This is a genomic window from Geodermatophilus sp. SYSU D01180 (assembly GCF_054050415.1).
Genome location: NZ_JBJGZH010000034.1, coordinates 1 through 19,145, shown reverse-complemented (window position 1 = coordinate 19,145; position 19,145 = coordinate 1). Strand labels below are relative to the sequence as shown.

General features: G+C 76.5%; 17 protein-coding genes and 1 riboswitch. Of the genes, 13 read left to right on the top strand and 4 right to left on the bottom strand.

Features of this window, described 5'->3' with window-relative positions; translation table 11 throughout:
* The first annotated feature begins 39 nt into the window (after window positions 1-39).
* From ACI8AA_RS21475 to ACI8AA_RS21425, 11 genes are all read left to right on the top strand, one after another.
* Window positions 40-1,620, top strand: a complete 1,581-nt coding sequence (locus tag ACI8AA_RS21475; protein WP_457046399.1) for a carboxyl transferase domain-containing protein — start codon at window positions 40-42, stop codon at window positions 1,618-1,620.
* A 5-nt stretch (window positions 1,621-1,625) separates the two neighbouring features.
* Window positions 1,626-3,590 carry an acetyl/propionyl/methylcrotonyl-CoA carboxylase subunit alpha gene (locus tag ACI8AA_RS21470; protein ID WP_457046398.1) on the top strand — a complete coding sequence of 655 codons (1,965 nt, stop codon included), beginning with the start codon at window positions 1,626-1,628 and terminating at the stop codon, window positions 3,588-3,590.
* Window positions 3,591-3,613: 23 nt separating this feature from the next.
* Window positions 3,614-4,654: an NAD(P)H-dependent flavin oxidoreductase gene (locus ACI8AA_RS21465; RefSeq protein WP_457046397.1), complete on the top strand. Its 1,041-nt coding sequence runs from the start codon at window positions 3,614-3,616 to the stop codon at window positions 4,652-4,654.
* 23 nt (window positions 4,655-4,677) lie between these two features.
* Window positions 4,678-4,794, top strand: a riboswitch (SAM riboswitch).
* Between the two features lie 44 nt (window positions 4,795-4,838).
* On the top strand, window positions 4,839-6,131 hold the full coding sequence (locus tag ACI8AA_RS21460; protein WP_457046396.1) for a bifunctional o-acetylhomoserine/o-acetylserine sulfhydrylase: 1,293 nt from the start codon (window positions 4,839-4,841) through the stop codon (window positions 6,129-6,131).
* A 1-nt stretch (window position 6,132) separates the two neighbouring features.
* Window positions 6,133-7,215, top strand: coding sequence for a homoserine O-acetyltransferase MetX (metX, locus tag ACI8AA_RS21455; RefSeq protein ID WP_457046395.1), 1,083 nt, complete (start codon window positions 6,133-6,135; stop codon window positions 7,213-7,215).
* A gap of 61 nt (window positions 7,216-7,276) precedes the next feature.
* Window positions 7,277-8,344 carry a threonine aldolase family protein gene (locus ACI8AA_RS21450; RefSeq protein ID WP_457046394.1) on the top strand — a complete coding sequence of 356 codons (1,068 nt, stop codon included), beginning with the start codon at window positions 7,277-7,279 and terminating at the stop codon, window positions 8,342-8,344.
* Between the two features lie 74 nt (window positions 8,345-8,418).
* Window positions 8,419-9,390, top strand: a complete 972-nt coding sequence (locus tag ACI8AA_RS21445; RefSeq protein ID WP_457046393.1) for a glycoside hydrolase family 26 protein — start codon at window positions 8,419-8,421, stop codon at window positions 9,388-9,390.
* Window positions 9,387-10,625 carry a PP2C family protein-serine/threonine phosphatase gene (locus ACI8AA_RS21440; protein ID WP_457046392.1) on the top strand — a complete coding sequence of 413 codons (1,239 nt, stop codon included), beginning with the start codon at window positions 9,387-9,389 and terminating at the stop codon, window positions 10,623-10,625. The genes ACI8AA_RS21445 and ACI8AA_RS21440 overlap by 4 nt, the downstream gene beginning before the upstream one ends.
* Window positions 10,622-12,655: a glycosyltransferase family 2 protein gene (locus ACI8AA_RS21435; protein ID WP_457046391.1), complete on the top strand. Its 2,034-nt coding sequence runs from the start codon at window positions 10,622-10,624 to the stop codon at window positions 12,653-12,655. Before ACI8AA_RS21440 ends, ACI8AA_RS21435 begins: the two co-directional genes overlap by 4 nt.
* Window positions 12,652-12,990, top strand: coding sequence for an STAS domain-containing protein (locus ACI8AA_RS21430; protein WP_457046390.1), 339 nt, complete (start codon window positions 12,652-12,654; stop codon window positions 12,988-12,990). The genes ACI8AA_RS21435 and ACI8AA_RS21430 overlap by 4 nt, the downstream gene beginning before the upstream one ends.
* A 1-nt stretch (window position 12,991) precedes the next feature.
* Window positions 12,992-13,390: an ATP-binding protein gene (locus tag ACI8AA_RS21425; protein WP_457046389.1), complete on the top strand. Its 399-nt coding sequence runs from the start codon at window positions 12,992-12,994 to the stop codon at window positions 13,388-13,390.
* A 64-nt stretch (window positions 13,391-13,454) separates the two neighbouring features.
* Here the strand turns inward: ACI8AA_RS21425 and ACI8AA_RS21420 are convergent, their stop codons facing one another.
* Complete coding sequence (locus ACI8AA_RS21420) at window positions 13,455-14,033, bottom strand: gamma carbonic anhydrase family protein (protein ID WP_457000243.1); 579 nt, start codon at window positions 14,031-14,033, stop codon at window positions 13,455-13,457.
* A 52-nt stretch (window positions 14,034-14,085) separates the two neighbouring features.
* On the opposite strand from ACI8AA_RS21420, the gene ACI8AA_RS21415 reads away from it, so the two are divergent.
* Both ACI8AA_RS21415 and ACI8AA_RS21410 read left to right on the top strand, forming a co-directional pair.
* A complete protein-coding gene (locus ACI8AA_RS21415; protein ID WP_457046388.1) occupies window positions 14,086-15,123 on the top strand; it encodes a uroporphyrinogen decarboxylase family protein in 1,038 nt (345 codons plus the stop codon).
* Window positions 15,120-15,698: a YdeI/OmpD-associated family protein gene (locus tag ACI8AA_RS21410; protein WP_457046387.1), complete on the top strand. Its 579-nt coding sequence runs from the start codon at window positions 15,120-15,122 to the stop codon at window positions 15,696-15,698. Before ACI8AA_RS21415 ends, ACI8AA_RS21410 begins: the two co-directional genes overlap by 4 nt.
* Before the next feature lie 78 nt (window positions 15,699-15,776).
* Here the strand turns inward: ACI8AA_RS21410 and ACI8AA_RS21405 are convergent, their stop codons facing one another.
* The 3 genes from ACI8AA_RS21405 to ACI8AA_RS21395 all read right to left on the bottom strand — a co-directional run bounded on the left by ACI8AA_RS21405 (window position 15,777) and on the right by ACI8AA_RS21395 (window position 18,968).
* Window positions 15,777-17,261, bottom strand: coding sequence for an APC family permease (locus tag ACI8AA_RS21405; protein WP_457046386.1), 1,485 nt, complete (start codon window positions 17,259-17,261; stop codon window positions 15,777-15,779).
* A gap of 48 nt (window positions 17,262-17,309) precedes the next feature.
* Complete coding sequence (locus tag ACI8AA_RS21400) at window positions 17,310-18,338, bottom strand: C40 family peptidase (RefSeq protein ID WP_457046385.1); 1,029 nt, start codon at window positions 18,336-18,338, stop codon at window positions 17,310-17,312.
* Window positions 18,339-18,512: 174 nt separating this feature from the next.
* Complete coding sequence (locus tag ACI8AA_RS21395) at window positions 18,513-18,968, bottom strand: hypothetical protein (RefSeq protein ID WP_457046384.1); 456 nt, start codon at window positions 18,966-18,968, stop codon at window positions 18,513-18,515.
* Between the last annotated feature and the right edge of the window lie 177 nt (window positions 18,969-19,145).

The window sequence follows — 19,145 nt, the reverse complement described above, 5'->3', positions numbered from 1 at the left end:
TTGACGTCCGGGGCGCAGATCCCACACAGGAGGCAGAACATGGCGGTGGCCGCGCCGGAGTCGTCGCGCGCCCGGCACGAGGACCTGGTCGCCGAGCTGCGCGAGCGGCTCGCCCGGCGGGCGCTCGGGGGCTCCGGGGCCGCCCGCGCCCGGCACGTCGAGCGCGGCAAGCTGCTCCCCCGCGACCGCGTCGCGCACCTGCTCGACCCCGGCAGCCCGTTCCTCGAGCTCTCGCCGCTGGCCGCCGAGGACATGTACGACGGCGACTCCCCCGGCGCCGGGATCATCACCGGCATCGGCCGGATCGCGGGCCGCGCGTGCGTCGTCGTCGCCAACGACGCCACGGTCAAGGGCGGCACCTACTACCCCGTGACGGTGAAGAAGCACCTGCGGGCGCAGGAGGTGGCGCTGCAGAACCGGCTGCCGTGCGTCTACCTCGTCGACTCCGGCGGCGCGTTCCTGCCGATGCAGGACGAGGTCTTCCCCGACCGCGAGCACTTCGGCCGGATCTTCTTCAACCAGGCCACGATGAGCGCCCGCGGCATCCCGCAGGTGGCCGCCGTCCTCGGCTCGTGCACCGCCGGCGGCGCGTACGTGCCCGCGATGGCCGACGAGTCGGTGATCGTCCGCGAGCAGGGCACGATCTTCCTGGGCGGGCCGCCGCTGGTGAAGGCCGCCACCGGCGAGGTGGTCAGCGCCGAGGACCTCGGCGGCGGCGACCTGCACAGCCGCGTCTCCGGCGTCACCGACCACCTGGCCGACGACGACGAGCACGCGCTGGAGATCGTCCGCGGCATCGTGTCCACGCTGGCCCCGCCCGCGCCGCCGGCCTGGGAGGTGACCCCGCCGCGGGACGCCGTCCGCCCGCAGACCGACCTCTACGACCTCGTCCCGGTCGACCCCCGCACGCCCTACGACGTCCGCGACGTCGTCACCACGCTGGTCGACGGCGGCGAGCACCAGGAGTTCAAGGCCCTCTACGGCCCGACGCTGGTGACCACCTTCGCCCGGCTGCACGGGCACCCGGTCGGCATCGTCGCCAACAACGGCGTGCTGTTCGGGGAGTCCGCGCTCAAGGGCGCGCACTTCGTCCAGCTGTGCGACCAGCGGCGGATCCCGCTGCTGTTCCTGCAGAACATCACCGGGTTCATGGTCGGCCGCGACTACGAGGCCGGCGGCATCGCCAAGCACGGCGCCAAGATGGTCACCGCCGTCGCCTGCGCCCGGGTGCCCAAGCTGACCGTCGTCATCGGCGGGTCCTACGGCGCCGGCAACTACTCGATGTGCGGCCGGGCCTACTCCCCCCGCTTCCTGTGGATGTGGCCCAACGCCCGCATCTCGGTGATGGGCGGCGAGCAGGCCGCCTCGGTGCTGGCCACCGTCCGCCGGGACGGGCTGGCCGCGCGCGGCACCGACTGGCCCGCGGAGGAGGAAGAGGCGTTCAAGGCGCCGATCCGCGGCCAGTACGAGGCCCAGGGCAACCCCTACTACTCGACGGCGCGGCTGTGGGACGACGGCGTCCTCGACCCCGCCGACACCCGCACCGTCCTCGGCCTGGCGCTGTCCGCGTGCGCGCAGGCCCCCCTCGACGACGTCGCCTACGGCGTCTTCCGGATGTGACCGCCGTGTTCGACACCGTCCTCGTCGCCAACCGGGGCGAGATCGCCGTCCGCGTCATCCGGACGCTGCGCCGGCTCGGCATCCGCTCGGTCGCCGTCTACAGCGACGCCGACGCCGGCGCCCCGCACGTCCGCGCCGCCGACCTCGCCCACCGCCTGGGGCCGGCCCCGGCCGCGGAGAGCTACCTGTCGGTGGAGCGGGTGGTCGGGGCGTGCCTCGCCACCGGCGCGCAGGCCGTGCACCCCGGCTACGGCTTCCTCTCGGAGAACCCGGCCCTGGCCGCCGCCCTGGCCGACGCCGGCGTCGTGTTCGTCGGCCCGCCGGCCGAGGCGATCCGGGTGATGGGCGACAAGATCACCGCCAAGAAGACCGTGGTCGCCTCGGGCGTGCCGGTCGTCCCCGGCGTCGCCGAGCCCGGCCTCACCGACGACGACCTGGTGGCCGCCGCCCCCGGCATCGGCTTCCCCGTGCTGGTCAAGCCCTCGGCGGGCGGCGGCGGCAAGGGCATGCGGGTGGTCGAGGACGCCGCCGGGCTGCCCGCCGCGCTCGCGTCGGCCCGCCGGGAGGCGCGCGCGGCGTTCGGCGACGACACGCTGTTCCTCGAGCGGTTCGTGCAGCGGCCGCGGCACGTCGAGGTGCAGGTCCTCGCCGACGCGCACGGCGCGGTCGTCCACCTCGGCGAGCGCGAGTGCAGCCTGCAGCGGCGGCACCAGAAGGTGGTCGAGGAGGCGCCGTCGCCGCTGCTGGACGCCGCCACCCGCGAGCGGATCGGCGCCGCCGCCTGCGCCACCGCCCGCAGCGTCGGCTACACCGGCGCGGGCACCGTGGAGTTCATCGTCTCGGCCGACCGGCCCGACGAGTTCTTCTTCATGGAGATGAACACCCGGCTGCAGGTCGAGCACCCGGTCACCGAGCTGGTCACCGGGCTGGACCTGGTCGAGCAGCAGCTGCGGGTGGCGGCCGGGGAGCCGCTGGCCTTCACCCAGGACGAGGTCGCGCTGACCGGCTGGGCGGTCGAGGCGCGGGTGTACGCCGAGGACCCCGCCCGCGGCTTCCTGCCCACCGGCGGGCGGGTGCTGGCGCTGGCCGAGCCCGCCGGCGCCCGCGTGGACTCCGGCATCGCCGCCGGCACCGTCGTCGGCTCCGACTACGACCCGATGCTCGCCAAGGTGGTCGCCGCCGGCCCCGACCGCGCCACCGCGCTGGCCGCCCTGGACCGCGCGCTCGCGGAGACCGCGGTGCTCGGCGTGACCACCAACGTCGGGTTCGTGCGGGCGCTGCTCGCCGAGCCCGCCGTCCGCGCCGGCGACCTGGACACCGCGCTGCTCGACCGGTTCGCCGCCGCCTGGGAGCCGCCCGCCGTCCCCGACGACGCCGTCCTCGCCGCCGCCGCGCACGTGTGGCTAGCCGCCTGGGCCGCCGCCGACCCGGCCGACCAGTGGAGCGCGCCCACCGGTTTCCGCGCGGGCGCGCCGTCGGCCCCGTTCATCGTCCGGCTGGAGGCCGGCGGGCGGCAGCGGACGGTGACGCTCACCGGCACGCCCGCCGCCGCCCGGGCCGGCCTGGACGGCGCCGACGCCGGCCCGCTGAGCTGCGCACCCGAGGACGGCGGCCTGGCGCTGGTGCGCGACGGCGTGCGGTCGCACTGCCGGGTGGCCGAGGACGGGGACGCGCTGTTCGTGCACGCCGGCGGCGCGGACTGGGCGCTGCGCCGGGCGCGGCGGCCGGTGCTGCGGCCGGACGCCGCCGCGCACGCCCCCGAGCTGACCAGCCCGATGCCCGGCACGGTGATCGCCACCCCGGCCTCCCACGGTCAGGAGGTCGGCGCGGGCGACCCCGTGGTCGTCGTCGAGGCGATGAAGATGGAGCACACGCTGCGCGCGCCGGCCGACGGCGTCGTCGCCCTGCTCGTCGCCCCCGGCGACCGCGTCGCGCTCGACCAGGTGCTGGCCCGGCTCACCCCCGCCTGAGCCGCGGGCGCAGGATGCCCGGCATGGTGCTGGGGCTGCGTCGACCGGTCGTGCAGGCGCCGATGGCCGGCGGGCCGTCGACGGTGGAGCTGGCCGCGGCGGTGTCCGAGGCCGGCGGCCTGGGCTTCCTCGCCGCCGGCTACCGGACGCCGGAGGCGGTGCGCGAGGAGGTCCGCGCCGTCCGGGCGCGGACCCGTGAGGGGTTCGGCGTCAACGTCTTCGTCCCCGGGCCGCCCGCCGACGAGGGCGCCCTGCGCCGCTACGCCGAGCGGCTCCGGCCGGAGGCGCGGCGGTGGGGCGTGGACCTCGGCGAGCCGCGCGCCGACGACGACGCGTGGGAGGCCAAGGTCGCGGTCCTCGCCGAGGAGCGGGTGCCGGTGGCGTCGTTCACCTTCGGCCTGCCCCGGCCCGACATGGTCGCCGCGCTGCACGACGCCGGCGCCACCGTGCTGGTCACGGTCACCTCGCCGGAGGACGCCGTGGCCGCCCGCGACGCCGGTGCGGACGCCCTGGTGGTGCAGGGCGTCGAGGCCGGCGGGCACCGCGGCGGCCTCCGCGACGAGGACGGGGCCGGCGAGTACGGGCTGCTGCCGCTGCTGCGCCTGGTCGCCCGGGCGGTGGACCTGCCGATGGTCGCCGCCGGCGGGATCGTCGACGGCCCCGCGGTGGCCGCGGTGCTCGTCGCCGGGGCGGAGGCCGCGCAGCTGGGCACCGCGTTCCTGCTCTGCCCCGAGGCGGGGACCGGCGCCGCGCACCGGGCGGCCCTGGGGGGCGGCCGGCCGACGGCGCTCACCCGCGCGTTCAGCGGCCGGCGCGCCCGCGGGCTGGTCAACCGCTTCCTGGCCGAGCACACCGCCGCGGCCCCGGCCGCCTACCCGCAGGTCCACCACCTGACGACGCCGCTGCGCGCCGCGGCCCGGCAGGCCGGCGACCCGGAGGCGGTCAGCATGTGGGCCGGGCAGGCGTACGCGCTGGCCGAGGCGCTGCCCGCCGGGGAGCTCGTCGCCCGCCTCGCCGACGACGCCGCGGCCGCTCTCGCGCACCCCCGGCCCGGCGCCTCCTGACCTGGCGCTAGGGTTCCGCGCAGGCTCACGAGAGGCAGCGACAAGTACCTGGCTGGCTGCCCGGCAACCTCTCCTCCGTCCGAGGTGCTCCCAGGGGAAGAGCCGGCCGCGCGGCGCCCGCCGCGCGGCAAGACGGAGCCCTCCGTGCGCCGCGGGGTCTCCGCGAGCGAGAGGAGACGGCGCCGTGCCCGACCAGCAGAGCTGGAGCTTCGAGACCCGGCAGATCCACGCCGGGACCAGCCCCGACCCCACCACCGGGGCCCGCGCCCTGCCGATCTACGCCACGACCAGCTACCAGTTCCGCGACGCCCAGCACGCCGCCGACCTGTTCGCGCTGGCCGAGATGGGCAACATCTACACGCGGATCATGAACCCGACGCAGGACGCGCTCGAGCAGCGCGTGGCGTCCCTCGAGGGCGGCGTCGCCGCGCTCGCGGTGGCCAGCGGCCAGGCCGCCGAGACCCTGGCGATCCTGAACGTCGCCGAGGCCGGCAGCCACGTCGTCGCCTCGGCGTCGCTGTACGGCGGCACGTACAACCTGCTGCACCACTCGCTGCCCAAGCTCGGCGTCGAGGTGTCCTTCGTCGAGGACCCCGACGACCCGGAGAACTGGCAGTCGCTGGTCCGCGAGAACACCAAGGCGTTCTACGGCGAGTCGATCGGCAACCCGAAGGGCGACGTCCTCGACATCTCCGCGGTGTCGGAGGTGGCGCACCGCAACGGTGTGCCGCTGATCATCGACAACACCATCGCCACGCCGTTCCTCGTGCGCCCGCTCGAGCACGGCGCCGACGTCGTCGTCCACTCGGCCACCAAGTACCTCGGCGGCCACGGCACCGCGATCGCCGGGGTGATCGTCGACGGCGGCAACTTCGACTGGACGCGCGGCCGGTTCCCCGGCTTCACCACGCCGGACCCGACCTACCACGGCGTCGTCTACGCCGACCTCGGCGCGCCGGCCTACGCGCTCAAGGCCCGGGTGCAGCTGCTGCGCGACCTCGGCCCGGCGATCAGCCCGTTCAACGCCTGGCTGGTCGTGCAGGGCATCGAGACGCTGTCGCTGCGCATGGAGCGGCACGTGGCCAACGCCCAGCGGGTGGCCGAGTTCCTCGAGGCGCACGACGAGGTGGAGTCGGTGCACTACGCCGGCCTGCCGTCCTCGCCGTGGCACGCCGCCCAGCAGCGCTACGCCCCGCGCGGCGCGGGCGCGGTGCTGGCGTTCGAGATCCGCGGTGGCGTCGAGGCGGGCAAGCGCTTCGTGGAGGCGCTGGAGCTGCACAGCCACGTGGCCAACATCGGCGACGTCCGCAGCCTGGTCATCCACCCGGCGTCGACGACGCACTCGCAGCTCACGCCGGAGGAGCAGCGGACCACCGGCGTCACGCCCGGCCTCGTGCGCCTGGCCGCCGGCCTGGAGGGGATCGAGGACATCCTCGCCGACCTCGAGGCCGGCTTCCGCGCCGCCAAGGGCGCCTGACGTGGGCGGGGTGCGGGACGTCCCGGCGTCCCGCACCCCGCCGCGCACCGGCGGGTGGCGCGACGGCGACCCCCCCGGGGACCGGCTCTTCCTCGACCTGGACGGACCGGTCCGGCTCGAACGCGGCGGGGTGCTGCCCGGCGTCCGGGTGGCCTACGAGACCTGGGGCACGCTCGCCCCGGACGGCGGCAACGCGGTGCTGGTCGAGCACGCGCTCACCGGCGACAGCCACGTCACCGGCCCCGCGGGGCCCGGCCACCCGACGCCGGGCTGGTGGGCGTCGCTGGTCGGCCCCGGCGCGGCGCTGGACACCGACCGGTTCTTCGTCGTCTGCGCCAACGTGCTCGGCGGGTGCCAGGGGACCACCGGCCCGTCCTCGACCGCGCCCGACGGCCGGCCGTGGGGCCCGCGGTTCCCGGAGGTGACCGTCGGCGACCAGGTGCTGGTCGAGGCGGCGCTCGCGGACACGCTCGGCGTCGACCGCTGGGCCGCCGTCGTCGGCGGGTCGATGGGCGGGATGCGGGCGCTGGAGTGGGCGGTCGCGCTGCCCGACCGGGTGGCCGGGCTGTTCTTCCTCGCCTCGGGCGCTGCGGCCACCGCCGACCAGATCGGCACCCAGACCACCCAGCAGGCCGCGATCCGCGCCGACCCGGTCGCGGGGCTCGGCGTCGCCCGGCGGATCGCGCACCTCACCTACCGCAGCGCGTTCGAGCTGGAGGAGCGGTTCGGCGCGGCCGTGCAGGCCGACGGCCGGTTCGCCGTCGCCTCCTACCTCGACCACCACGCCGACAAGCTCGCCCGCCGGTTCGACGCCGGCAGCTACCTGGTGCTCACCGAGGCGATGAACACCTGGGACGTCGGCCGCGGCCGGGGCGGGGTGGAGGCGGCGCTGGCCCGGGTGACCGCGCGGGCGGTGGTGGCCGGCGTCGACTCCGACCGGCTCTACCCCCTGGAGCTGCAGCAGCGGGTGGCCGACGCGCTCGGGGTGCCGCTGCGGGTGGTGTCCTCGCCGTACGGGCACGACGGCTTCCTCATCGAGGCCGGCGCCGTCGGCGCGCTCCTCCGCGAGCTGCTCGACGCCTGACGCGGGCCGCGGTCCCGGGCCCCGGGCCGCCGGGATCCCGCGCTCCCGACAGACTGGGCCCGTGGACGACGACCTCGACGCCCTGCGGCTGGCCTGCGACCGGGCCCTGACCGGGCACGGCGTCCAGCACGCCGCCGACCTGCTGGCCACCGTCCCGCCGGACACCGCGCTGGACCGGTACGGCGCGGGCGGCGTCGTCGCCGAGCTGGAGGAGGAGGTCGCGCGGCTGCTGGACAAGCCGGCCGCCGTCTACCTGCCGAGCGGGACGATGGCCCAGCAGGCGGTGCTGCGGGTGCACGCCCAGCGCAGCCGCCGGTCCACCGTCGTCGGGCACCCCGAGTGCCACCTGTTCCGGCACGAGGGCGGCGCGCTGGCGCGGCTGCAGGGCCTGGTCGAGCGGCCGGTCGGCGACCGGCACCGCATGCTGCTGCGCGCCGACCTCGACGGCGTCGCCGAGGCGCCGGCCGCGCTGGTGGTGGAGCTGCCGCAGCGGGACCTGGGCGGTCCGCTGCCGCCGTGGGACGACGTCGTCGAGCAGGCCGCGTGGGCGCACGACGTGCACTCGGTGGCCCACCTCGACGGCGCCCGGCTGTGGGAGGCCGCCGCCGGCTACGGGATGCCCCCGGCCGCCGTCGCGGCACCGTTCGACACCGTCTACGTCAGCTTCTACAAGGGGATCGGCGCGCTGGCCGGGTGCTGCGTGGCCGGGCCCGCGGACGTCGTCGCGGAGGTCCGGGAGTGGCGCGGGCGGATGGGCGGCACGCTGTTCGGCCTGTGGCCCGGAGCCGCCTCGGCGCTGACCTGCCTGCGCCGCCGGCTGCCGCTGTTCCCCGCCTACCTCGAGCGGGCGCGGGAGGTCGCCGACACCGTCCGCGGCCTGCCCGGCGTGCGGGTGGTGCCCGACCCGCCGCAGACGCCGATGCTGCACCTGCTGCTGTCGACCACCCCGGAGGCCTTCGGGTCCGCGGTCCGCGCGCTGGCGCAGGAGGGGCTGTGGACCTGGGTGCAGGCCGCGGTCACCGCCGACCCGGGCGTGGTGCGCGTGGAGCTGCCCGTGGGGGACGCGACGCTCGCCCTGTCCCTGGACGAGGTCCGCGACGCCGTCGCCCGCCTCGCCGGCGCGGTCTGACCGGACGGACCCGCGCGGGACCCGTGACGGAAACGGGACGGGTTCGTTACGCATCCGTGGGGAATGGGAGTCCCGTGGACGGGGAACGGGGACGGACCCGCCGGTCGGTCCTGGCCGCCGGGGTGGCCGTGGCGGCACTGGGCGTGGCCGGCTGTGCAGGACGGCCGGAGCAGCCGGCGCGGAGGCAGCCGCTGGCCTTCGGCGTGACGACACCCGGCGGCCCGACCGCGGCCGCCGAGCTCGACGCGGTGGCAGCGGCGTCCGGGGAGCCGCCCTCGCTCGTGCTCTCCTACGCCGCCCTGGCGGCACCTCCTCCGCTGGCCGGCCTCGACGCCGTCGCCGCCCGCGGCGCCACGCCGGTGCTCACCTGGGAGCCGTGGGACCCGGCCGACGGCGGACGCTCCACCCTGGCCGAGGTCGCGGCAGGCGCCTGGGACGGCCGGCTGTGGGAGTGGGCCGAGGCGCTGCGGGACTGGGGGCGACGGGTGCTCCTGCGCTTCGCCCACGAGCAGAACGGCGACTGGTACCCGTGGGCGGTCGGGGTGGCCGGGACGACGGCGCGGCACCACGTCGCCGCGTGGCAGCACCTCGCCGAGGTGTTCCGGCACGCCGGTGCGGGGAACGTCGAGCTCGTGTGGAACCCCAACGTCCGGTACCGGGGCGCCTCGCCGATGGCCGACACCTGGCCCGGTGCCGCCGCCGTGGACCGCGTCGCGCTCGACGGCTACAACTGGGGCGCGGTACCCGGTCACGGCGGCTGGCAGGCGCCCGCGGACCTCTTCGGCCCGAGCCTCGACGAGCTGCGGGACCTGGCGCCGGGGACGCCCGTCCTGGTGGCCGAGGTCGGCTGCGCCGAGTCCGGCGGCGACAAGGCGGCCTGGATCACCGACCTGGTGGCCTGGCTCGACGCCCAGGCCGACGTCGAGGCCTTCGTGTGGTTCGACCACGACAAGGAGACCGACTGGCGCCTGGCCAGCAGCCCGGCCAGCGCCCGGGCGATCCGCCGCGCGCTCGCCGCCCGCAGCCTCGTGGGGAGTGGCCGGTGAGCGCGGCACCGGCCCGCTCCCTCGTGCCGCTCCCGGCCGGTTCCCGCGCCGATGCCGACGAGACCCGGCGGCTGGACGCCCTCGACCAGCTCCAGCTGCTCGGCACCGGGCGCGAGGAGCGCTTCGACCGGATCACCCGGCTGGCGCAGAAGGTCTTCGACGTACCGATCGCGACGGTGACCCTCATCGCCGAGGACCACCTCTGGTTCAAGTCCGCCCAGGGCATGCCGGATCGCCAGGCCGACCGGCAGGCGTCCTTCTGCGACCGCACGATGGCACTGCGCACGACCCACGTGGTGCCGGACGCCCGCCTGGACCCGGTCTACGCGGAGGCGCCGGCCGTCGCTGGGCCGCCGCACGTGCGGTTCTACGCGGGTCACCCGCTCACCGGCCCCGGGGGTCTCGTCGTCGGCACGCTGTGCCTGTTCGACACCCGTCCGCGGACGCTGGGCGACCGCGAGGTCGCGGTGCTCGAGGAGCTCGCCGCCTGGACCGAGGCCGAGCTGACCCACTCGGCCGACATGGACCGCGCGGGGGAGGTGCAGCGCGCCCTGCTGCCCGGGGAGCCGCCCGAGGTGCCCGGATACGCGGTCGCCGGGAGCTGCCGGCCGGCCACCGCCGTCGGCGGGGACCTGCTCGACCTCGACGTCGTCGACGGCGACCTGGTGCTCACGCTGGCCGACGTGATGGGCAAGGGCGCGGCCGCGGCGATCCTCATGGCGACCGTCCGCGCCGTCCTGCGGACCACCTCGCGCCTCGCGCCGCCGGGCCCCGGGCGGTCACCGGAGAGCGCGGTGCTCGCCGCGGCGGCCCGGGCGCTGCAGCCCGACCTCGGCCGGGCCGGCTCGTTCGTGACGCTCTTCCACGGCCGGCTGACCCCGGCGACCGGGCGGGTGCGCTACGCCGACGCCGGCCACGGGCTGGCCCTGGTCCGCCGGGCCGACGGCAGCACGCGGCACCTGGCCGGCGAGGACCTGCCGCTGGGGGTGGACCCCGACCTGGGGTGGACGGCGCACGAGCTGGTCCTCGACCCCGGCGACACGCTCCTCGTCTTCAGCGACGGCCTCTTCGACGTCCTCGGCGGCACCCGCGAGGCCCTCGACCACGTCGCCCGGCTGCTCCGCGCGCACCCCGACCCCGAGGACCTCCTCGACCAGGTCCGCGGCCTGACGGCCGCCGCCGGTCCGCTGGACGACGTCACCGCCATCGCCCTGCGCCGGGAGGAGGCGCCGTGACCACCCACCGGGCGGCCCGCGGACGGGACCCGCTGTCCGGCGCGTCGGTGACCGCGGCGGCGCCGCGGCCACCCCTCACCGGCCGGCTGCTGGCGCTGCGGGTGCTGATCGTCGTGACCGCCGCGCTCGGCGTGAACTACGTCGTCTGGCGGTGGCTGGAGTCGATCAACTGGTCGGCGTGGTGGATCGCCGTCCCCCTCGTCCTCGCCGAGACCTACAGCCTCCTCGACTCGCTGCTGTTCGGCCTGACCATGTGGCGGCTGCGCCGGCGCGAGGAACCGCCGCCGCCACCGGACGGCGCCACCGTCGACGTCTTCATCACCACGTACAACGAGCCGCTCGACCTCGTCATGGCCACCGCCGAGGCGGCGCAGCGCATCCGCCACCCGCACCGCACCTGGATCCTCGACGACGGGGCGCGGCCGGAGCTGCGGGCCCGCGCCGAAGCGGCCGGCATCGGGGTGATCACCCGCTCCGCCGACTGGGCCGGCCGGTCCCGCCACGCCAAGGCCGGCAACCTGAACAACGCCCTCATGACCACCGACGGCGAGTACATCCTGATCCTCGACGCGGACCAGGTGCCGGACCCGGAGATCCTCGACCGCACGCTCGGGTACTTCCGCGATCCCCGCATGGCGCTCGTCCAGACGCCGCAGGTCTTCGTCAACGTGCCCGGGGACGACCCGCTGGGCAGCCAGGCGCCGCTGTTCTACGGTCCCATCCAGCAGGGCAAGGACGGCTGGAACGCCGCCTTCTTCTGCGGGTCGAACGCGGTCCTGCGCCGCGACGCGCTCATGCAGCTGGGCATCACCCGGTACGTCACGGAGGTGCAGCTCGCCGTCGCCCGGGCGCTGCGCACGGCCGACCGGGTGCTGGCCCGGGCGCGCCGGTCGCTGGACCCCGCGCAGGGCAGCGCGCTGGCGGCGCTCGCGCAGGTGCAGGAGGCGGTGGCCCGGGCGCGCGCGGAGCTGCGAGACGGGCACGCCCTCGCCGACGTCACCTACCGCTTCCAGCAGCGCGTCGAGGCCGCCGCCGCCACCGTGGTCGCGACCGACGTCGACCAGGTGCAGGCGGACCTCGCCGCCATCGCCGCCCTCTCGGCGGAGCTCGACGGCGAGGAGCACGGGCTCGCGGAGGTCGACCGGGACGCCCTCGCCCGGCTCGCCGCCCGCGACTGGTCCCCGCTCGGTGCGATCGAGACCGTCCGGACCCTGGTGCGCGCCGTCGACGTCGACCGCGACGACGAGGCCCAGCCGGTCATGCCCATGGCCACGATCTCGGTCACCGAGGACATGGCCACCTGCATGCGGCTGCACGCGCTGGGCTGGCGCACCGCCTACCACGACGAGACCCTCGCGCTCGGTCTCGCCCCCGAGGACCTCGGCACGATGCTCACCCAGCGGCTGCGCTGGGCACAGGGGACGGTCCAGGTCATGCTGCGGGAGAACCCGCTCGTCCAGCCCGGGCTGACCGTGGCCCAGCGGCTCATGTACTGGGCGACGATGTGGAGCTACCTGTCCGGTTTCGCCGCCGTCGTGTACTTCGCCGCCCCGGTGGTCTACCTCCTGTTCGGCGTCCTGCCCGTGACCGGCCTGACGGCCGAGTTCTTCCTCCGCCTGGTGCCGTTCCTCCTGGTGAACCAGCTGCTGTTCTGGGTGGTCGGGCGCGGCCGGCGGACCTGGCGCGGGCAGCAGTACTCCCTCGCGCTGTTCCCGGTGTGGATCCGGTCGGTGACCTCCGCGGTCGGGAACGTCGTCCTCGGCCGCAGCCTGGCCTTCGCGGTCACGCCCAAGGAGCGCCAGTCGGTGGACCGCCGGCCCTGGCACCTGGTGCGCCCGCAGCTCGCGGTCATGGCCCTGCTGGTGGTCGCGGCCGTCGTGGGCACGGTGCGCATGGTGGTCGCCGACGCGTCGGTCCTCGGGACCGTGACCAACCTGGTGTGGGTCGCCTTCGACCTCGCCGTCCTCAGTGTGATCGTGCAGGCCGTCCGCTACCGCGGACCCGAGCAGACCGCGGGAGCGGGGACATGACCGAGTTCCAGACCGAGACCCTCGACGGCGACATCGGGGTGATCAGGCCGGTGGGGCGGCTCAACATGGTCGCTGCGCCGCAGCTGCGCGCCCTCGTCGGGCGGCTGGTCGCCGGGGGCACGCCCCGGGTCGTCGTCGACCTCTCCGGCACGGAGTCCATGGACAGCTCCGGCCTCGGGGCGCTGATCGCCGGCTTGAAGACCACCCGCCAGGCCGGTGGGGACCTCCGGCTGGCCGGCGCGGGCGAGCAGGTGCAGGCGGTCCTGGAGCTGACCAACCTCGGCCGGGTGCTGCGCCCGCGGCCGGACGTGGCCGGCGCCTTCGCCGGCGACTGACGTGCCCGGCCCGACGCACGTGCTGCGGGCCCCCGCGCGTCCCGAGGTCCTCGGTCCCGTCCACGACCTGCTCGCCGAGCTGTGGCTGGGCGAGGACGGCGTCGGGAGGGCGGCCCGGACGCGCTTCGAGACGGCGGTCGCCGAGGTCGCGGCGAACATCGTCGAGCACGCCGCCGCCTCGGGGGCACGCGAACTGGTGCTGCGGCTGCGCGGCCTGCCCGACCGGGTCGAGGCCGTGTTCGAGGACGACGGCGGCCCCGTGACCCTGGGACCGGGCGGGTGGCCACCGGACGACGCGGAGCGCGGCCGGGGTCTGGAGCTCGCCCGGGCGGCGGTGGACACCGTCCGCTACGAGCGCGACGGGAGCTGCAACCGCTGGGTCCTCGTCCTCGCCCGCTGACCCTGGCCCCGCTGCAGGGTCCCGCCGCGAGCCTGCGAGTGGCGGGGAGCAGCGGGGTCCTTCCTCAGTCGGCCGCGTCGCCGGGGGTGTAGCCGGCCGGAGGCAGCGGACGGCGCACCACCGGCCGCACCTTCCGCGCCGCGTCCAGCCGCTCGGTGTAGCTGGCCGCGTTGAGCCGGATGTGCGTGAGGTCGTCGTCGGTGGTCGGCCGCAGCACCTTCGCCGGGACACCGGCCACCAGCGAGCCCGGCGGCACGACGGTGCCCTGGGTGACGACGGCGCCCGCGGCCACGATGGACCCCGAGCCGATGTGCGCACCGTTCATGACGATGCTGCCCATGCCGACCAGCACGTCGTCGTCGACGCGGGCGCCGTGCAGCACCACCCGGTGCCCGACGGTGACGCCGCGACCGAGGACCAGCGGGAAGCCGGGATCGGAGTGCAGCGTGCTGCCGTCCTGCACGTTGGAGCCCTCGCCGATCTCGATGACCTCGTGATCGGCCCGGGCGACCGCGCCGTACCAGATGCTGGAGCGCGGTCCCATCGTGACCGCGCCGACCACCACCGCCGTCGGCGCGACGAAGGCCTCCTCGTCGATGGCCGGGGCGCCGAAGGGCAGTTCCGCGATGTAGTTGTCCGCCACGGCTTCCACCCCAGCACACCCGGAGCCCCGTCGGCGCGGGCAGGATCACCCCGTGCCCGCTTCGCTGCCGCCGCTGCCCACCACGGTCGTCGGGAGCCTGCCCCAGCCCGGGTGGCTCATCGACCACGACCGCCTGGCGCACCAGTTCCCGCCGCGGGTCCGCGCCCGGGAGCTGTGGCGGCCGGCGCCGGACCTGCTCGAGGAGGCGCAGGACGACGCGACGCTGCTGGCCGTCCGCGCCCAGGAGGCGGCCGGCCTGGACCTGGTCGGCGACGGCGAGCAGCGGCGGGAGTCCTACTCCAACCACTTCGCCACCGCGCTCGACGGCGTCGACGTGGACACGCCGGGCACCGTGCTCAACCGCTCCGGGAAGCCGATCCCCGTGCCGCGGGTGGTCGGCGAGCTGCGCCGCCGCGGCCCGATCCAGGCCCGCGACGTGCGCTTCCTCCGCGCCGCCACCGACCGCGCCGTGAAGATCACGCTGCCCGGCCCGTTCACCATGGCCCAGCAGGCCGCCGACGAGCACTACGGCGACGACCGGGCGCTCGCGCTGGCCTACGCCGACGTCGTCCGCGAGGAGATCGCCGACCTGTTCGCCGCGGGCGCCGACGTCGTGCAGATCGACGAGCCGTGGCTGCAGGCCCGGCCCGAGGTGGCCCGCCGGTACGGCGCCGAGGCGGTGACCCGGGCGGTGGAGGGCGCGCCCGGCCCGGTGCACCTGCACCTGTGCTTCGGCTACGCGGCCATGGTGAGCGAGCGCCCGGAGGGCTACTCGTTCCTGCCCGAGCTGGCCGACACCCCGGTCGACACGGTCTCGGTGGAGACCGCGCAGTCGCACCTGGACCCGGCGCAGCTGCGGCCGCTGCGCGGCAAGGGCATCGCGCTCGGCGTCCTGGACCTGTCCACGCCGGAGGTGGAGACGCCGGAGGTGGTGGCCGACCGCGTCCGGCGGGCCCTGGACGACCTCGACGTCGAGCGGCTGGTCCTCACCTCCGACTGCGGCCTCAAGTACCTGCCGCGGGCCTCCGCCGAGGGCAAGATGCGGTCGCTCGCGCGGGCGGCGGAGGTGCTGCGGGGCGAGCTGGGATGACGCTCCCGACCGACCTCCCGGTGCTGACCTTCCCCGACCAGGCCGCGTTCGAGGCGTGGCTGGAGGCCGAGCACGCCACCGCGCCGGGCTGCTACGTGAAGCTGGCGAAGAAGGGCGCGGGCGTGCCGTCGCTGACCCGCGACGAGATGGTCGAGTCGCTGCTGTGCTTCGGCTGGATCGACGGCCGCAGCAACAGCGTGGACGAGCACTGGTACCTGACCCGGGTCACGCCGCGGCGGCCGCGCAGCGTGTGGTCGCAGAAGAACGTCGGCATCGTCGCCGACCTCGTCGCGGCCGGCCGGATGCGCCCCGCCGGCCTCGCGCAGGTGGAGGCGGCGCAGGCCGACGGCCGCTGGGACCGCGCCTACGCGGGCCCGGCCACCATCACCGTCCCCGACGACCTCGCCGCGGCGCTGGCCGCCGAGCCCGCCGCGCAGGAGGCGTTCGCGGGGCTCGACGGCACCAACCGCTACGCCGTCCTCTGGCGGGTGCACACCGCCGCCACCCCGGCCACCCGGGCGAAGCGGATCGCGGCGCTGGTCACGATGCTGGCGGAGGGACGACGGTTGCACTGACGAAGGACCCTCCTGCCCCCGCCGCTCGCAGGCTCGCGACGGGTCCCTGCAGGAGGGCCGGAAGACCGGAGTGGACGCTCAACTGGCCAGGGGGTCGGCGTCCTCGGGGGCGACGCCGGGGCGCTCGCGCCAGAAGCGGGCGTCGCGCCACCGCCACAGCAGCATGAGCACGACCCCGGCCACCATGATCCCGACGCCGATCACCAGCGGCGGGCCGAGCCCGAGCCAGGCCTGGCCGGTGTAGCTGTTCTCCGGGTCGGCGAGGTCGCGCACGGAGAGCACCAGCAGCCAGCCGAGCATCGCCGCCCCGACCAGCGGGCCGACGCCCAGCAGCAGCGCGTCGCGCACGCTGCGGGCCAGTCGGCGGCGGAAGTACCAGGCACAGGCCAGGCCGGTCAGCGCGTAGTACAGCGCGATGAGCAGCGACAGCGCGGTGATCGAGTCGAACAGCGCGTTCTCGCTGACCAGGTGCACGCCCACGTACCAGGCGATCGCCACGCCGGCGACCCACCAGGTGGAGACGTCCGGGGTGCGGAACCGCTCGGAGACCGACCCGAACCGCGCCGGCAGCGCCGCCCGCCGCGCCATGGACAGGCCGGTGCGGGAGGCCGGGATGATCGTCGTCTGCGTGGAGGCGATCGCCGAGGTGGCGACGGCGGCCAGCACCACCCAGTCCCAGCCGCCCAGCGCCTGCGTGGACAGCAGGGCGAAGACCGCCTCCTCCTCGTCGGCGTTGCCCGCGAGCCAGGAGGTCCCGGCGAAGGAGACGACGGCGACCGCGACGCCGACGTAGGTGAGCAGCAGGACCACCGTGGACAGCACGCCGGCCCGCCCCGGGGCCACCCGCGAGTCGGTGGTCTCCTCGGTCAGGTTGACCGCCGACTCCCAGCCCCAGTAGGCGAAGACGCCGAGCAGGAGACCGCCGGTGAGCGCGGCGCCGCCCGCGCCGAAGGGGTCCAGCCAGTCCCAGGACGGCGTCAGCCCGCCGAACGGCGAGTCGCCCCGGACGCCGCGGACGACCGCGACGACGGCGAACACCAGCAGCGCCGCGGTCTGGGCGAGGATCAGCCCGTTCTGCAGCCGGGCGGAGATCTCGGTGCCGAGCACGCAGATCGCCGACATGACGACGACCAGCAGCACGCTCAGCGCGACGACCGCGGGCGTGGAGTCGGCCAGCGCGTCCAGGCCGAGCATGAGCAGGGTGAACCGGACGCCGACCTCGGCGAGCGACCCGACCACCAGGACGCCGGTCATCGTGATCGCCCAGCCGCCGATCCAGCCCGCCGTGGGGCCGAAGGCGCGGGTCACCCAGGAGAACGTCGTCCCGCAGTCGGGGTCGGCGCGGTTGAGCGCGGCGAACGCGCCGGCGATGAGCAACATGGGGACGAACGACGCGAGCATCACCCCCGGGGCGTGCACCCCGACCAGGGCGACGACGGGGCCGATGACCGCCGCCAGCGAGTAGGCCGGCGAGGTCGCGGCCAGGCCGATGACGAGCGAGTCGAGGAAGCCGATGGCCTCGGGCCGCAGGGCGGGTTCCTCACGCGGCAGTGCCCGGGTCACGGCAGGCAACGGTACGGCCCGCCCGGGGTCGGTGCGCCCGGCGGGCGTTCACGCCACGCGGACGGCGCCGCGGTAGCCGGCCTGGTCGACGCTGGTCACCGCGACCGGCTGGCCGTAGGTGCGCGCGTGCACCATCTTGCCGTCGCCGATGTAGAGGCCGACGTGGCTGACCGGCGAGTAGAAGTAGACGATGTCGCCGGGCATGAGGTCGGCCCGCGCCACCGGCGTCCCCAGCGTCGACTGCGCCTTGCTCGAGTGCGGCAGCGCGATGCCGGCGGCGGCGTAGGCGTAGGAGGTCAGCCCGGAGCAGTCGAAGCCGTCGGGCCCCGAGGCGCCCCACACGTAGGGGTCGCCGACCTGGGCCAGCGCCGTCTGCACGGCGGTCGCGGCGGCGGGACCGGGGGCGGCGGCCGCGGCGGCGGCCGCCGACGGCGCGTCGAGGACCGGGCCGGCCAGCGCGGTGGTGACGCGGGCCTGCTCGGCGGCCGTCAGCCGCTCGAAGTCGGCCTCGTACGCGTCGGCCTGCGCCCGGACCTGCGCCTGCTGGTCGTGCAGGGCGGTCAGCGCGGCGGTGGCCGTGGCGGCCGCGGCGTCGGCGTCGGCCCGGGCCTGCTCGGCCGCGGCCTGGGCGGCGGCCACCTCGGTGAGGACGCCGTCGGTGTGCTCGGCGATGAGGTCGATCATGGTCATCTGGGCGACGAGGTCATCGGCGGAGTCGCTGCCCAGGAAGGCGGCCACGCGGGACCGGGTGGTGCCGGTGTAGCCGCTCTGCGCGATGGCGCGGATGGCCGGCGCGTACTGGGCGAGCGTCGCCTCGGCGGTGTCGGCGGCGGCGTCGGCGGCGGTGGCGGCCTGCTGCTGCGCGGCGACCGCGAGCTCGGCCTGGTGCACCTGCTCGTCGAGGGCGGTCAGCTGCCGGCCGGTCTCCTCGACCAGCTGGGCGGCCTCCGCGGCGGTGGCCGGGGGCGTGCCGGGCTCGGCAGAGGCGGACGAGGGGGCGAGCACGAGGGCCACCAGCCCGGTGGCGGCGGCGACCGCACCCGTCCAGCGCCGTCCCGTCGTCCGGTTGCGCTGCACGTTCGGCCTCCTCCTGCCGCCTCCCGGCGGCGCTCCCCCTGGTCTCGTCGGTACGGACCGTAGGGAGGTCGTCAGCGGAGCGTGTGCAGGGCGCGCGGTGCCCGGGGCGGGGGTGACCCCACGTGCCTCGTCCGTCCCACCCGTCCCGGCCGTTCCGCGACCGGGACGGTCCTGTCAGGGGGAGGTGCTGCGGCGGCGGTCGGGGGCGAGCGGGACCAGCGCGTCGGACACCACGCCGGTGACGAGGGAGTAGACGGCCTTGCCGGCGACGTCGACGACGCGGTCCCGCCGCGACCAGGTCCACGGCGGGTCGCCGACGCCGGTGGCGTTCTCCAGCGTCTGGTCGGTGGCCAGCCGGACGGAGGTGTGCCAGACCGAGGCGCGCCAGCCGCGCAGGCCGCTGGCCGACCAGATCCCCCGCAGCGCGCCGACGGCGGCGCCGGTGCCCCAGTGCATGAGGTGGTTGCGCACGAGCGGCCGCTCGGACCCGGGCGGGCGGCGCCGGGTGACCAGCGCGGTGAGCGTGCGGGCCGGCACGTAGGAGTCCGGCCGGCCCGTCACCCGCTGCTCGGCCTTCGTGGCCAGGGTCATCGCCGCGGTGCCGGCCAGTCCGGCCAGGGCACCGCGCACAGCCGCTCGTCCCAGCACGGGGTCCGCATACCCCGCGGGGGGGGGGGGGGGGGGGGGGGGGGGGGGGGGGGGGGGGGGGGGGGGGGGGGGGGGGGGGGGGGGGGGGGGGGGGGGCGGGGGGGGGGGGGGGGCGGCGGCGGCCCGCCGCCGGCCCCGCCTCACCCCCACCCCCGCGGA

Bases quoted from the DNA above. Each gene is read 5' to 3' on its own strand.
- ACI8AA_RS21475 (WP_457046399.1), top strand. From the start codon at position 40: ATGGCGGTGGCCGCGCCGGAGTCGTCGCGCGCCCGGCACGAGGACCTG.
- ACI8AA_RS21465 (WP_457046397.1), top strand. From the start codon at position 3,614: ATGGTGCTGGGGCTGCGTCGACCGGTCGTGCAGGCGCCGATGGCCGGC.
- ACI8AA_RS21430 (WP_457046390.1), top strand. From the start codon at position 12,652: ATGACCGAGTTCCAGACCGAGACCCTCGACGGCGACATCGGGGTGATC.
- ACI8AA_RS21410 (WP_457046387.1), top strand. From the start codon at position 15,120: ATGACGCTCCCGACCGACCTCCCGGTGCTGACCTTCCCCGACCAGGCC.